The sequence below is a fragment of the Streptomyces polyasparticus genome, from assembly GCF_014493765.1.
Classification (GTDB): Bacteria; Actinomycetota; Actinomycetes; order Streptomycetales; family Streptomycetaceae; genus Streptomyces; species Streptomyces polyasparticus.
Genome location: NZ_JACTVJ010000015.1, coordinates 16,059 through 30,559 on the forward strand (window position 1 = coordinate 16,059; position 14,501 = coordinate 30,559).

Annotated in this window: 10 protein-coding genes; 4 read left to right on the forward strand and 6 right to left on the reverse strand. The window is 72.6% G+C overall.

Annotation, left to right across the window (positions count from 1 at the left end; genetic code table 11):
* Positions 1-144: 144 nt before the first annotated feature.
* The 3 genes from H9Y04_RS29460 to H9Y04_RS29470 all read right to left on the reverse strand — a co-directional run bounded on the left by H9Y04_RS29460 (position 145) and on the right by H9Y04_RS29470 (position 6,075).
* Positions 145-1,671, reverse strand: coding sequence for a DUF5719 family protein (locus H9Y04_RS29460; RefSeq protein ID WP_187817126.1), 1,527 nt, complete (start codon positions 1,669-1,671; stop codon positions 145-147).
* Positions 1,668-5,576 carry a glycosyltransferase family 2 protein gene (locus H9Y04_RS29465; RefSeq protein WP_187817127.1) on the reverse strand — a complete coding sequence of 1,303 codons (3,909 nt, stop codon included), beginning with the start codon at positions 5,574-5,576 and terminating at the stop codon, positions 1,668-1,670. Before H9Y04_RS29465 ends, H9Y04_RS29460 begins: the two co-directional genes overlap by 4 nt.
* 235 nt (positions 5,577-5,811) lie before the next feature.
* Positions 5,812-6,075 (reverse strand): WhiB family transcriptional regulator, encoded by a 264-nt coding sequence (locus H9Y04_RS29470; RefSeq protein ID WP_093617031.1) that lies wholly within the window; start codon positions 6,073-6,075, stop codon positions 5,812-5,814.
* Positions 6,076-6,747: 672 nt separating this feature from the next.
* Here H9Y04_RS29470 and H9Y04_RS29475 point away from each other — a divergent pair.
* The 3 genes from H9Y04_RS29475 to H9Y04_RS29485 all read left to right on the forward strand — a co-directional run bounded on the left by H9Y04_RS29475 (position 6,748) and on the right by H9Y04_RS29485 (position 9,620).
* On the forward strand, positions 6,748-7,260 hold the full coding sequence (locus tag H9Y04_RS29475; RefSeq protein WP_187817128.1) for a cysteine dioxygenase: 513 nt from the start codon (positions 6,748-6,750) through the stop codon (positions 7,258-7,260).
* A gap of 78 nt (positions 7,261-7,338) precedes the next feature.
* A complete protein-coding gene (gene cofD / locus H9Y04_RS29480) occupies positions 7,339-8,298 on the forward strand; it encodes a 2-phospho-L-lactate transferase (RefSeq protein ID WP_187817129.1) in 960 nt (319 codons plus the stop codon).
* The gene (locus tag H9Y04_RS29485; RefSeq protein WP_187817130.1) at positions 8,295-9,620 is read left to right on the forward strand and encodes a coenzyme F420-0:L-glutamate ligase; all 1,326 of its coding nucleotides are present in this window, start codon (positions 8,295-8,297) and stop codon (positions 9,618-9,620) included. Before cofD ends, H9Y04_RS29485 begins: the two co-directional genes overlap by 4 nt.
* Positions 9,621-9,630: 10 nt before the next feature.
* Here H9Y04_RS29485 and H9Y04_RS29490 read toward each other — a convergent pair whose 3' ends face one another.
* From H9Y04_RS29490 to H9Y04_RS29500, 3 genes are all read right to left on the reverse strand, one after another.
* A complete protein-coding gene (locus tag H9Y04_RS29490) occupies positions 9,631-10,638 on the reverse strand; it encodes a DNA-3-methyladenine glycosylase family protein (protein ID WP_187817131.1) in 1,008 nt (335 codons plus the stop codon).
* 285 nt (positions 10,639-10,923) lie between these two features.
* Entirely contained in the window at positions 10,924-12,006 is a 1,083-nt protein-coding gene (manB, locus tag H9Y04_RS29495; RefSeq protein ID WP_187817132.1) for a mannose-1-phosphate guanylyltransferase, read from the reverse strand.
* Between the two features lie 152 nt (positions 12,007-12,158).
* Positions 12,159-13,529, reverse strand: coding sequence for a peptidoglycan recognition protein family protein (locus tag H9Y04_RS29500; RefSeq protein ID WP_187817133.1), 1,371 nt, complete (start codon positions 13,527-13,529; stop codon positions 12,159-12,161).
* Between the two features lie 125 nt (positions 13,530-13,654).
* Between H9Y04_RS29500 and H9Y04_RS29505 the strand changes: the two genes are divergently transcribed.
* A complete protein-coding gene (locus tag H9Y04_RS29505) occupies positions 13,655-14,410 on the forward strand; it encodes a TIGR03089 family protein (protein ID WP_187817134.1) in 756 nt (251 codons plus the stop codon).
* Positions 14,411-14,501 lie beyond the last annotated feature (91 nt).

A 14,501-nucleotide genomic window follows, 5' to 3' on the forward strand; every position in this document is an offset into this window, starting at 1 on the left:
GCCCGTCCCGCCGTCCGCGACACCTCTGCTTCGGCTGACCGCCTGCTTCGGCAGGGCGACCGCTTCGGCAGGCCGCCCGCTTCAGCAGACCACCTACTTCTGCAGGCCGCCAACTTCTGCAGGCCGCCTACTCCTGCAGACCACCTACTTCTGCAGCACCGACAGATCCTGCTTCGCCTCCGGCACCGACACCATCCCCCGGTCGTACGGCAGCGTCTGCACCGTGAACATCGGCACGCCCTCCGTGGGGAGTTCGAGCGTGCGCGCCGCGTGGACCGTGCCGGACAGCGACTCGACCGTCAGCGCATACGTACCCTTCAGGCCGCTCGGCACCTTCGGCGCGACCTCCAGGGTGGTGCCCCTGCGCACGGTGTACGTCTCCGTCACCGACGTACCGCCGCCGCTGCCGTCCGAAGCGGTGACCCGCACCTTGGCCTGACCGCCCGGAGCGGTGAGGCTCAGCGTGGAGCCCTTGGCGCGGTTGTCCGGCGAGGTCGCGCGCTCGCCCACGGCGGCCGTCGCCGGGATGAACGCCACGTCCTGCTTCGCGCCCTTGCCCCGCGTCACCCGCAGCGCCGCCACCACCGGTACGGACCGGTCGGTGGGGGTGAGCACCAGCGAGCCCGCCTCGCCCTTGGTGACGTCGCCGAGGTCCACCGCGGCCGTCATACCGCTCTTGACGTGCAGCGACTCATGGCCGGCCGGGGTGATCGAACCGGTCGCGCCCGCAAGGGAGATCTTCAGGTCGGCGTCCTCGTCACCGGGCGCGAAGGCCACCAGCCGTACCGACTCGGCGTCCTTGGGGATGCCAGGCAGCACGACGCTGCCGCTCGGGTCGGCCGACGCGGGCAGCCAGTCGGCGCCCAGCTTCTGGTCCGCGACCTGCACCGCGGCGCCGATCCGGCCGGTGCGCGCGGTGACATGGGCCGTCACGTTGTCCACGGGCTCGTCGGTCAGCGTCGAAAGGAGCACGGGCACGCTGGAGTGCGGCGGCACCGTGATGTCCTCGCCCACCTCGGACTCGAGCGCGCCTTCGGGCCCGAACAGCTCGATGTCGACGACCGCCGCCGTGGCGTCGGGGTTGGACAGATGCACATAGTCGGCGCGGTCCGCGGCGGTGCTCGCCGCCGGGAACCAGAAGTCGGTGTCCGGCGCACCGCAGTTGAGCCCGAGCAGTCCGCGGCCGTTGCCCGGGGGCAGCTCGGTGGTCTGCTGCACGGACCAGCCGGGCGCGAGCGCGCCCTGGGCCGAGCCGATCAGCGCCGGGGAGTCGGCACCCGCGGCCTTCGCGGTGACGGGCTTGCCGACGGCGTCGGCTTCGAGGGCGGGCTTGGCGGCCTTGTCCTCCGCCTTCTTGTCGTCCGCCTTCTTGTCGTCCTTCGCGTCGTCCGCGTCCTCCTCGGAGGACGGCAACTTCTTTGCGGCGCGCTCCAGTCGGGCCTCGCCCTTGCCTGCGGCGTCCTCGGCCTTCGGCGTGAACGAGGTGTAGACCGTCTCGGCCAGCTCCGACGCACTCGGCGCCGGGCACAGCAGCGAGGAGCGGTCCACCGGCCGCTGTGCGGCCGCCTCGGCCGGTGCCGCGTCGCCGCCGGGGGCGTTGAGCGCCGCGAATCCGGTCACGGCGACGAGCGCGGTGCCCGCTGCGATCAGGGACAGGGTGGTGCGGTTCACTGCCGGCTCCCGTCGGGGCGCTCTTGGTCGGTCTGGCTGCTCTGCCCGTACGGATCCGGCTCCTGGCCCTCGTACGAACGGGGCGCGTCACCCTCGTACGGCTGCTGCCCGTGCCCCTCGTACGCGCCGGAGTCGTAACCCCCGCCGTACGCGGCGTCACCGCCGTACGTGCCGTCCGTACCGCTGCGGTAGATCGACGGGTCGTAGCCGCGGCCGTCGTTCTCCGCGTAACCGCCGTCGCCGCGCTCGCCGTAGCCGCCGTCGCCGCCCTGGCCGTAACCGCCGGAGTTCTCGCCGTAACCACCGGCGTTCTGCTCGTACGAGCCCTGCGCCGGGAACGTGCCCGCCCCGTAGCCGCCCGCGGCATAGCCCTGGCTGTCATAGCCGTACGGGTCGAACTGGCCGCCGCCGTCCGGGTTCTGGCCCGCCTGGTACGGGTCGGCCTGGTACGGCTGCTGGTAGGAGCCGGCCTCGTAACCCTGGAACTGCTCACCCGCGGACACGGGTTGCTGCTCGTCCCACTCGCCGTACGTCCCTTGCGCGGGTACCTCCACCGGCTCGGGTCCGTTCTGCTCCTGCTCGGCCTGCGCGCGCATCCTGCGGGCTCTGCGGCCCTCGCCCGCGACCGCCTGCGCGGGCAGCGCGACGGGCTCCTGCGGCAGGTCGTCGTCCACGGTGCGGCGGCGGCCCGGCAGGGCGAGCACGACGAGCACGAGCGCGAGCGCGCCCTGGGCCCAGAGCCATCCGGTGTGGGCGCCGGAGTCCTCGTGGACGACGCTCAACCGGCCTCCGGCCGCGGGCAGTTCGAAGCCCTGCGCCCAGCCGTCGACGGTCTTCTTCGCGAGCGGCTTTCCGTCGAGTGTGGCGGTCCAGCCCTCGGCGGCCGAGTCGGCGAGCCGCAGCACGCGGCCCGCTTCGCCCGGCGGGATCTCGGTGTCGACGGTGACCGGGCCCGCGGCCACGGGCTTGGGCTCCTCGCCGCCGGAGACGATCGCGGCGCGGGAGACCTGGCGGTCCACCCGCCACAGCGAGGTGCCGTCCTGCTGGCTGAGCCGGGAAAGGCCCGGCGTCGAGTCGAGCACGCGGTGGACGCGGCGCGGCGCACCGTCCTTGACCAGCACGTAACGCACGGCGAACGCGCCGAGTTCATCGGCCTGGTCGGCGCCCGAACCGGCCACGAGCCGCGCCACGGCCTCGTCGAGCAGCTCACCGCCCTTGCCGTGCGCCGTGAGCTCGGCGTCACCGAGCCGCGCGCCTGCGCCCCGTACGAGCGTGTACGTGACGCGCTGCGGGGAGTCGCTGTCGAGGATCAGGGTGCGGGCCTGGTCGCGGGTGTTGGCCTCCTCGGCCACGAACGCGGGGACCTGGGCGGGGTCGGTGCGCCGCAGCGGGCCGTCGGCGCCGCGGATCATCCATCCCGCGGCCGCGAGCAGCGGTGCCGCCGCCGCGGCGAGCGCGATCAGGGCCGCGACCGGCTGCCGCCAGCCGAAGCTCTGCTCGGCCACTCGGGAGCGCGCGCCGTCGGCGCCGAGCACGGCGGCCGCGATCAGCGCCAGACCCTGCACGAGCGTCGCGGGTCCGGCCCAGACCGAGCCGTTGGAGAGCGCGGCGAAGAAGAAGCCGAGCAGCGCGACGACCCATGCCGTACGGATGGGCAGCAGGCGCTCCTGGCGCAGGAGCGCGCCGAGCGCCGCGAGCACGATGCCGATCAGGAGCAGCCCGCCGACCGTGCCGGGACCGCCGGGGCTCGCCCCGAGCAGATCGAGCGCGCCCGCCGATCCTGCGCCGAACTCGAGGCCCGCCTCGCGGAAGAACCCGAACGGCAGGAGCGACAGCGACCAGGGTGCGAGCACCAGGAGCGGCGTGCCGATCTGGGCGAGGAGGCGCAGCCCGTACGCGGTGATGTCGTCGCGCCGCAGCACGAGCAGCCCGATGCCGAGGAGCAGCGCGAGGGGCCAGACGATCGGCGTGAAGGCGGTGGTGACGGTGAGCAGCAAGGCGTACGCCCAGGTGGCACGCCAACTGCCGCGCGCCCCTTGGCCCTGCGCGAGCAACCCGCTCGCCGCGATCGCGGCGCGGGCCATCAGCGGGAGCAGCACCGCGAGCACGGCGGTGCCGATGCGGCCGCCCGCGAGCGCACCCGTGGCGGCCGGCAGGAAGGCGTACGCGACCGCCGCCCAGGCGCGCAGGAGGCGCGACTCGACCAGCGGGCGTGACGCGAAGTACGCGGTGAAACCGGCGAGCGGCACCGAGCAGACCAGGAGCACGGTGACCGCGAGCCCGGTGGAACCGAAGAACACCGTGGCCAGGGCGGCGATGAACGCGAGATACGGCGGGGCCGCCTCGGTGCCGCCGGTACCGGCCTCGTGCCAGCTGTCCAGATAGCGCGACCAGAGCCCGGCGGCGTCCGCGGGCGCGGGCAACAGGGCGCCGCCCGCGAGTGCGCCGCTGCCGATCAGGGCGCGGCAGGCGATCAGCGAGACGAAGAGCAGGACGACGAAGAGCATCGGGCCCGGCTTGCGCGCGATCCGCTTGAGGCGCGCGAACTGCTCGATCTCCAGGAAGTCGGCATCGTCGCCGCCGGGCCCGGACTCGACCGCGCCATGGCGTCCGGCGGACACCTCGGGGTCGGTGCGGCCCGCGACTTGGGACGCGACCTGCTCGACGGTGAGGCGCACGGTCGCGCCGGGCGGCGGGAACAGCGGCCGCAGTTCGGCCGCCTCCACCACGCTGCGCCGACGCCTGCGCGCCCCGAAGATCCGGCCGGGGCGCAGCAACGTACCGAAAAGACCGGTGACTTCGTCGACCGCCTGGCCGGGGGCCTTGCCGACCAGATACGCGAGGGTGCGCAGGAACGTGCCGAGCACGAGCCGCAGGAGCACCCAAGGCACCACCGCACCGCGCGCGTTGGCGAGCAGGGTGTAGACCGCGCCCGCCTTGTCGACCCGGTGCGGGCTCGCGCTGGTGCGGCCCGCACAGTCGACGGTGCGCCGCTCGCGCGAGGCGGCCTCGGCGTGCCGGAGCACGGCGTCGGGCGCGATCAGGACACGGTGACCGGCCTGATGAGCGCGCCAGCACAGGTCGACGTCGTCGCGCATCAGCGGAAGCCTGCGGTCGAACCCGCCCAGCTCCTCGTAGACATCGCGCCGGATCAGCATGCCCGCGCTGGACACGGACAGGACGGGCCGCACCTGGTCGTGCTGCCCCTGGTCCTGCTCGCGGCGGTCGACGCCGGTCCAGCGGCGGCCGCTGTGGGCGATCGAGACACCGACTTCGAGCAGCTGCCGGCGGTCGTACCAGCCGCGCAGCTTGGGCCCGACGACGGCGACCTCGCGGCCGAGCTCCTGCTCGTTCTCCACCACGCGAAGCAGCTCCGCGAGCGCGTCGGGCTCGGGCGCGCAGTCGTCGTGCAGCAGCCAGAGCCACTGGACCGGTTCGCCGTAGGGAAGTTCGGGCAGGTCGTAGGCGTCGTCGCGCCAGCTCCTGCTGACCGGGTCCCAGCCGCTGGGGCGCTTCAGATACGGAAGCTCCTCGGGGCCGAGGGTCCCCGCCGTGCGGGCCGCCTCGTCCACGGCCGTGCCGAAGCCGGACCTGCGGGCGAGATGCAGCACCCGGTCGGCGCCCAGGGCCTCGGTGACGAGCCGCGCGGAGTCGTCGCCGCTGCCGGTGTCGGCGGCGATGACGTTCTGCACCGGGCGCTCCTGGCCGAGCAGGCCGGACAGGGCCTCCGGCAGCCAGCGGGCGCCGTCGTGCGAGACGAGGACGGCCGTGACCACGTGCCGCGGATACTCGGGTGGGCGGGTCGGGTCCGCCACGGACGCGCGTGAGGGATCGAACGGCGCCGGGCGGTTCGGGTCGGCTGCGGCGGCGCCATGGGCGCCGGCCGGTGAGCTGTGCACGGACATCGAGGTACGGGCCCCGGTTCGATGGACTGCGGTGGACGCCTGTGCCCAGCGGGGGGCACGGGGCGTCTCGGACGGGGCCCCACACTAACGGCAACCAAACAACGAGGTCCGCCGCCTGTGGATAACCCACGGACGACGGACCGTTCCTTACGTATGGCTGTGTGCGATTTGATCGAGCTTGCGCGGCTCGGCGCCGGCCTCCCGCCTTCTCAGGCTGCCTGCGGCTGACGCGGTCTCAGACCGCGGCCTTCTTGAGCCGTCGGCGTTCGCGCTCGGACAGGCCGCCCCAGATGCCGAAGCGCTCGTCGTTGGCGAGCGCGTACTCGAGGCACTCGGAGCGGACCTCGCAGGCGAGGCAGACCTTCTTGGCCTCCCGGGTGGAGCCGCCCTTCTCCGGGAAGAAGGACTCGGGATCGGTCTGGGCGCACAGCGCGCGCTCCTGCCAGCCGAGTTCCTCTTCCGCGTCCTCGACCAGCAGTTGCTGGAACGACTCGGTCATGTGCGCCCCTCGTCTGTTTTGTGCAGCCCCGTGATGTTGCCGTTACCGATTTCGGCCGAACGACACGAGTGAAATTACAAGTGTGCCGATCCGGGCCAGTCAAGCCGAGATCTGCTATTGGGCCCCTTATTCACTCTGCGGAACCAAGGCTTTGCGGAAAGTGTTCAAATCGCCATAAACCCAGACACTTACCTTTGGCCAACCCTGTGCATCCATCCGACAGTCAGAAGGACGCGTTGGAGTTTGATCTCGTTGCGGAGTGAGCGTCGAAGCGAAACGGATCACATTCGGATCACGGGACGACCCCGACGTTTGCGCACCCGGACACTGCGCCACCTGTCCTTCGCGGGTTCTGCACAAACCTTTCAGCAGACAGGACAACCGGATACGGTGAAACATATCTCGCAATACGGACAATGAGTTGACAGTCCGTGCATGAACCGGTCTCCTGGTGGGCATGCTCGCGAACTTGGCGCTCACCCGGACCCACAGCAGTGGGTTCCGCAGTGCTGCCCTCGCGAGCTGTTGCTGTTGCTGTCCCAGCTGTTGAGCCCACCGAGCTCCGGCTGATTCCCGCCGCTTTGGCACACCGCCTCTTGGCACCTCTCGCCCGCGATCCGGGCGTATGACCGCGACGCCAGCACTTCTCCCCGCCGAGGAACCCAGCACTCCATGAACAGCGACAGCGACCTGCAGATCGCCGGCGACATCCTTGAAGTCCCGCACCTCCTCCAGCCCGCCCGTGAGCACCCGTCGACCGTGGCCGAGTTCGTCGGCCTCGCGCGTTCCATCGCCGCCGACCGCTCCCAGTGGGAGCACCTGGTGCAGTACGACGCGACGAGCCGCTGGTACCACCGGCTGCGCACGGGTCCCGGCTACGAGGTCTGGATCCTGAGCTGGGTCCCGGGCCAGGGCACCGGACTGCACGACCACGGTCCGTCCTCCGGTGTGCTCACCATGCTCGACGGCGAGCTCACCGAGCACACACGCCGCGGCACCCGGGCGCTCGGCGCCGGTGCGCAGCAGGTGTACGCGCCGCGCTCGGTGCACGGGATCGTCAATGACAGCCTGGAGCCGGCCGTGAGCCTGCACATCTACTCGCCGGGCCTGACCGAGATGCCGATGCACGCCGCCGAGATGCCGGCGCATGCGGTCACCGAGCCGTACGCGGCTGCGCGCCTCTGACCTCGTATTTCCTTGGTGACGGCGGGAGTTGTCCACAGGCGGCCGAACCTCCGTGCGGGCACCTGACAGACTGTCCGCATGCAGCGCATTGTGGTTCTGGCCGGTGGCATCGGTGGTGCCCGTTTTCTGCGTGGTCTCAAGGCGGCCGCGCCCCAGGCGGACATCACCGTGATCGGCAACACCGGTGACGACATCCATCTGTTCGGGCTCAAGGTCTGCCCCGACCTCGACACCGTGATGTACACGCTCGGCGGCGGCATCAACGAGGAGCAGGGCTGGGGGCGCACCGACGAGACCTTCAAGGTCAAGGAGGAGCTCGCCGCCTACGGGGTCGGACCCGAGTGGTTCGGGCTCGGCGACCGTGACTTCGCCACGCACATCGTGCGCAGCCAGATGCTGGCCGCCGGCTATCCCCTGAGCGCGGTCACCGAGGCGCTGTGCGACCGGTGGCAGCCCGGGGTCCGGCTGATCCCGATGTCCGACGACCGGGTCGAGACGCATGTGGCCGTCGAGATCGACGGCGAACAGAAGGCGATCCACTTCCAGGAGTACTGGGTGCGGCTGCGCGCCTCCGTGGACGCGCTCGCGGTCGTGCCCGTCGGCGCCGAGCAGGCCAAGCCCGCGCCCGGGGTCCTCGAGGCCATCGCCGAGGCGGATGTCGTCCTCTTCCCGCCGTCCAACCCCGTGGTCAGCGTCGGCACGATCCTCGCCGTGCCCGGCATCCGCGAGGCCATCGCCGAGGCCGGGGTGCCGGTCGTCGGCCTCTCCCCCATCGTCGGTGACGCGCCCGTGCGCGGCATGGCCGACAAGGTGCTCGCCGCGGTCGGCGTGGAATCCAGTGCCGCCGCCGTCGCCGAGCACTACGGGTCGGGGCTGCTCGACGGCTGGCTCGTCGACACCGTCGACAAGGGCGCGGTCGAGCGGGTCGAGGCGGCCGGGATCCGGTGCAGGGCGGTGCCGCTGATGATGACGGACGTGGCCGCGACGGCGGAGATGGCGCGGGCCGCCCTGGAGATGGCCGAAGAGGTACGAGGGTGAGCGACGGGGTTGCAGAGGCAGGCGGAGCGCCCGCCTTCCGGGTGTGGGCCGTGCCGGGGCTGCCCGAGGTGCAGCGCGGTGACGATCTCGCGAAGCTGATCGCCGCCGCCGAGCCGGGTCTGGCCGACGGGGACGTCGTGCTCGTCACCTCGAAGATCGTGTCCAAGGCGGAGGGCCGGATCGTCGCCGCGGACTCCCGTGAGGAGGCCATCGACGCGGAGACGGTACGGGTGGTCGCGCGCCGCGGGACCCTCCGTATCGTCGAGAACCGGCAGGGCCTGGTGATGGCCGCGGCCGGGGTCGACGCGTCCAACACCCCTGCGGGGACCGTGCTGCTGCTGCCCGAGGACCCCGACGCCTCGGCGCGCGCGATCCGCGACGGGCTGCGTGACGCGCTCGGCGTCGAGGTCGGTGTGCTGGTCACGGACACCTTCGGACGGCCCTGGCGCAACGGGCTCACCGACGTCGCGATCGGCGCGGCCGGTGTGCGGGTCCTCGACGATCTGCGCGGCGGCACGGACGCGTACGGCAATCCGCTGAGCGCCACGGTCGTGGCCACCGCCGACGAACTGGCCGCCGCGGGCGACCTGGTGAAGGGCAAGGCTGCCGGGCTTCCGGTCGCCGTGGTGCGCGGGCTTGCGCAGGCCGTCTCCTCGGATCAGGACGGCGGCGCGCGGGAGCTGGTGCGGTCCGCGGCCGACGACATGTTCCGGCTCGGCACCTCCGAGGCCGTACGGGAAGCGGTCACGCAGCGGCGGACCGTTCGGGAGTTCACCGACGAGCCGGTCGATCCGGGCGCCGTACGGCGTGCGGTTGCGGCGGCCGTGACGGCTCCCGCCCCGCACCACACGACGCCCTGGCGGTTCGTGCTGCTCGAATCGGAGTCCTCGCGGGTGCGGCTGCTCGACGCGATGCGCGAGCAGTGGATCGCGGATCTGCGGCGCGACGGCAAGTCCGAGGAGTCCATCGCCAAGCGGGTGCGGCGCGGTGACGTGCTGCGCAAGGCGCCGTATCTGGTGGTGCCCTGCCTCGTGATGGACGGGTCGCATACGTACGGGCATGCGCGCCGGGATGCCGCCGAGCGCGAGATGTTCGTGGTGGCGACCGGCGCGGGGATCCAGAACTTCCTGGTGGCCCTGGCCGGTGAGCGGCTGGGGTCGGCGTGGATCTCGTCGACGATGTTCTGCCGTGAGGTCGTACGGGAGGTGCTCGGGCTGCCGGACGACTGGGACCCGATGGGCGCGGTGGCCGTCGGTCACGCGGCCGCGGCGCCCAAGTCGCGGCCCGCGCGGGAGGCTTCGGACTTCATCGAGGTGCGCTGAGCCCGTCGGCTCAGAGTTTGCCCATGTCCGTCTTCGGCATCTTCGGGGTGCGGCGCGGTGGGGTGCGGCCGGTGAGCAGGATGTAGCGGGCGGCGCGGTGGCGCTGGCCGCGGTAGGGCTCGAGGAGTTCGAGCATGCGGGCGTCGTCGGCGTCGCGCTCACCGGCGAGCGCGTAGCCGATGATGCCGGGCAGGTGCAGATCGCCGACGGTGACCTCGTCGGGGGCGCCGTGGGAGCGCTGGACGGTCTCGGCGGAGGTCCACGGGCCGATGCCGGGGACCAGCTCCAGGCGTTTGCGGGCCTGTTCGGGGTCCATGGCCGTCGCCTCTTCCAGGCGCGGGGCCACGCGTACGGCGCGCAGGATCGTCTGGGCGCGCTTGTTGTCCACGCCGGCGCGGTGCCACTCCCAGGACGGGATCATGCGCCACTGCTGCGGCTCGGGCATGACGTACAGGTCGGGCATCCCGTCCGGTCCGGGTGCCTGCTCCCCGTACGTGCGGACCAGGATGCGCCAGGCGCGGTAGGCCTCGTCGGTGGTGACCTTCTGCTCCAGGATCGACGGGATCAGGGACTCCATGACGAGTCCCGTACGCAGGAGTCTGAGGCCGGGGCGGCGGCGGCGGACGTCGGCGACGAGGCGGTGGCGCGGGGCGAAGGCGGCGGGGTCGTCCGCGTCGCCGAGCAGTCCGGGCAGCCGGTCGAGCAGCCACTCGGCGCCTTGGCCCCAGGCTTCGGCCTCGACTGCCGTGCTCCGCGCGGTGATACGGAGGGTGGCCGGGCCCTGGGGTGTGCGGGTGGCCCGCCAGACGGCGCCGTTCGTGACCCGGAAGGTGGGGTCGGCGGGGCCGCGGCGCAGGGGGCCCACGACGAGGCCGAGGTCCAAGGGGGCGGTGGGGGTCCAGGTGCGGGTGCGGCCGGTGAGCGGGCCGCTCGGCCGGGCCACGGGTACGCGGGTGTCGCCGCCGCGCACGGTGGTGCGGGTCGGGCGTGGTGCGCGGGGCTGGAAACGGCCTGCCACTCGTGGGTCCTCGGGGGTCGGGGGTGCCCTACGAGGGTAGGGCGTTTTTTCTCCCCCACCCCGCCCCTTCCCGAAACCGTGGGCTTCGCCCCCGGGCCCCGGGTGGGTGGGCCTCTTGGGGCTGCGCCCCTCGCCCCCCTTTCGCGCCTGGACGGCGCTCGTCCTCAAACGCCGGACGGGCTGGGAGTGGACGCTCCGTCCAGCGCAGCCTGCGCTGCCAGCGCAGGCGGGCAGGCGGGCAGGCAGCGCAGGCGGGCAGGCGGCGCAGCCCTCGTGGGCGGCCGGCTACATGTCCGACGAGAAGCGGACGCAGCCGTCCGGGAGGGTCGTGTTGCACCAGACCCTGACGCCCGCGCGGAGTTCGTTGTCCGCGCCCACCGATGCGCCGTCGCCGATGACCGCTCCGGTCAGGACCGAGCGCGCGCCCACCCTGGCGCCCGCGCCGATCATGGAGTCCGTCACGACCGCGCCCGCTTCGATGACGGCCCCGGACAGGACCGTGCTGCCGGTCACCCGCGCGCCCTCGCCGATCACCGCGTCCTCGCCCACCACCGTGCCGCCCGTCAGCTTGGCGTCCGGTGCGACGCGCGCCGTCGGCAGGACCAGGCGGTCGCCGCAGCGGCCGGGGACCGCCGGGGACGGTGCGCGGCCGAGCACCAGGTCCGCGGAGCCGCGGACGAAGGCCTGCGGGGTGCCCAGGTCGAGCCAGTACGTGGAGTCGACCATGCCCTGGAGGTGCGCGCCCTCCGCGAGCAGGCCCGGGAACGTCTCGCGCTCGACCGAGACCGGGCGGCCGGCCGGGATGGAGTCGATGAGCGCGCGGCGGAAGACATACGCGCCCGCGTTGATCTGGTCGGTGACGATTTCCTCGGGGGTCTGCGGCTTCTCCAGGAAGGCCGTCACACGCCCCGTGGAGTCGGTGGGGACAAGACCGTACGCGCGAGGGTCCTCGACCCGCGTCAGGTGCAGGGACACATCCGCGCCCGTGTCCGTATGCGTGGAGACGAGCGCGCGGATGTCGAGGCCCGTGAGGATGTCGCCGTTGAAGATCAGCACCGGCTCGTCGGGGCCCGAGCGCAGCCGCGAGGCGACATTGCGGATGGCACCGCCCGTGCCGAGCGGCTCGTCCTCCGTGACGTACTCAAGATCGAGGCCGAGGTCGGAGCCGTCACCGAAGTGCGGCTCGAAGACCTCGGCCAGATACGAGGTGGCCAGGACGACATGGGTGACGCCGGCCGCGCGGGCGCGGGCCAGCTGGTGGGTCAGGAAGGGCACACCGGCCGCCGGGACCATCGGCTTGGGTGTGTTCACCGTGAGCGGACGCAGCCGGGTGCCCTTGCCGCCGACCAGAAGGATCGCTTCAGTCACCGATGTCTTCGCTTCCTGCCGGGGGCCGGGCGGCCCAGGTCACGGATCGGCCAGTGTATGCAGTTCTGAGTAGGAAATTTGTCCGGTCGCTACGCCTCACGTACGCCTTGTGTCCGCCGGCCGCGTACGCCCCGCGTCCGCCTGCCGGCGGCTCAGCGCCCCTGGTACTGCGCCGAGGTCTGCCGTGCGTTGCCGAGCTTGCTGTACAGCCGGCGGCCCGGGCACTCCGTGGCGAAGCCGTCACGGTGGCCGGAGATCACATGGAGCCGGACGTTCTTCCCCTTCTTGTACAGATTGCTGCCGCCCGATTTCAGGACGGTCGTGCCCTTCGGATTGGCTCCGTACAGCCCGAGCTTCCACGCCGAGAGCTTCGCGACCGCGTTGAGCGCGGCCGCGGGCGGCGCCGAGTTGCTGTACGTCCCGAGGACCGCGATGCCCATGCTGTTGCTGTTGAAACCGAGGGTGTGCGCCCCGTAGACCGGCTTGGCCACGCCGCCCGCGCGGCCTTCGTAGATGTTTCCGCACTTGTCGACGGCGAAGTTGTAGCCGAAGTCCCGCCAGCCGCTGCTCTTTACGTGGTAGCGGTAGATACTGCGCAGTACGGAGGGCGCCTGCGCACAGCGGTAGTTGTTGCCGGACGCGCTGTGGTGCACGAAGGCCGCGCGGACCGCCTTCGTGTAGACGAAGTTCTTCTCGCGGAGCTTCTCGTCCGCACCCCATCCCTTGCGCGTGATGATCCGCGGCCGGGGACCCACGTACGGCTTGCCCGTGGTCTCGCCGCGCGCGGCGAGCAGATCGGCCTCCGTCTCCTCCTTGGTCAGCTCGGGGATCACGGCCGCGCCGAGCGGCGCCATCTCCGCGTTGACCGCCCAGCTCGCCGCCGCCTCGGCCGTGAGCACGCTGCGCGGGCCGTCCGCGAGCGAGCCCTGGGGCGGGGTGGGGTCGTCGCCCGGGTCGACGAGTTCGAGCCGCATGTTCCTCGGGAACTCGGGGGCGGCGGCGCGGTCGGAGTGCGCCGCGGTCTCGGCGAGGACACGGACCTCGACGCCGTCCGAATTGCCCACCCACAGCGGTGCGGTGGAGCCGCGCAGCCGGCCCGAGGCGCGCTCCGGGGAGTCGAGGTCGGCGGCGTGCTCGTGGTTGTGCGTCTCCAGTGCCTGCCAGGCCGACCACGCATGGGTGTCCGCGGCGCGGGTGCGCACCTCGACCCGGCCGTGCAGTTCGGCATCGGGGTTGTCCCAGACCACGCCGACCAGGGCGAACGGCAGGACGTCCTGGCTGAGCACGCCCTGGGCCGCGCCCGCGCGCAGCGCACGGTCCGAGGTGAGCGGCTTCAGGGGCAGCGACTGGGTCGAGCCGGCCACGTCGGTTGCGCGCAGCGACTCGGCAGCCTCGGGGCCGCGCGCCGATGCGTCCGCACCGGCCTCGCGCAGCGACTCGTTCGCGCTCGCCGGCAGAGCGAGCGGCAGGGACAGGGCGACGGCGCAGGCCACACCGATCGAGGAAGCAAGGAATCCACGCATGCGTCGATGGTGGGCGCAACCGGACATGGCCGCATGTCGTGGACGTAAGGGAATTGACGGTCTGTCGGGTGCCGTGGAGCGCGGACCGCCTGGCCCCGGGGCCCGGCGCGCGTAGGCTTGCCGCTGTGAACGCGACCGACCGCACCCCCGCCGACCTGCTGCGATCCGCGCTCGCCGCGGACCCGGGCCGCCCGCTTGTGACCTTCTACGACGATGCGACCGGTGAACGGGTCGAATTGTCCGTGGCCACCTTCGCCAATTGGGTGGCCAAGACCGCGAATCTGCTCCAGGGCGAGCTCTCCGCCGAGCCCGGCGACCGGCTCGCGCTGCTGCTCCCCGCGCACTGGCAGACAGCGGTCTGGCTGCTCGCCTGCTCGTCCACCGGTGTGACGGCCGTCGCGGGCGGCGACCCCGCCGATGCCGATCTCGTGGTCTCGGGTCCCGACACGCTCGACGCCGCCTCCGCCTGCTCCGGCGAGCGGATCGCGCTCGCGCTGCGCCCGCTCGGCGGCCGCTTCCCGCAGCCGCCCGACGGATTCCTCGACTACGCGGTCGAGGTGCCGGGCCAGGGCGACCAGTTCGCCCCGTTCGCCCCCGTATCGCCGTCGGATGACGCCCTGGTCATCGGCGATACGGCGCTGTCCGGCGCCGAGATCGTGGAACGCGCCCTCGCCGACGGACGCGGCCTGGGGCTCGGGCCCGGATCACGGGTGCTTTCCGGTCTCTCGTACGGGAATTGGGACGGCCTCTCCGCAGGGCTCTACGCGCCCCTGGCCACCGGGTCTTCGGTGGTGCTCTGCCGGAATCTGGACCGGCTCGGGGCCGAGGAGCTGGAGAAGCGGGTCGAGAGCGAGCGGGTCACGGTACGCCGGGAGGGCTGACCCACGGCCGGCTCCCGCCGCCGGCTCACGCGCCCCGCTGCCGCGAAAGTCCACCCGTCCGGCGCAGGCCGGGACCGGCCCGCAGGCGCGG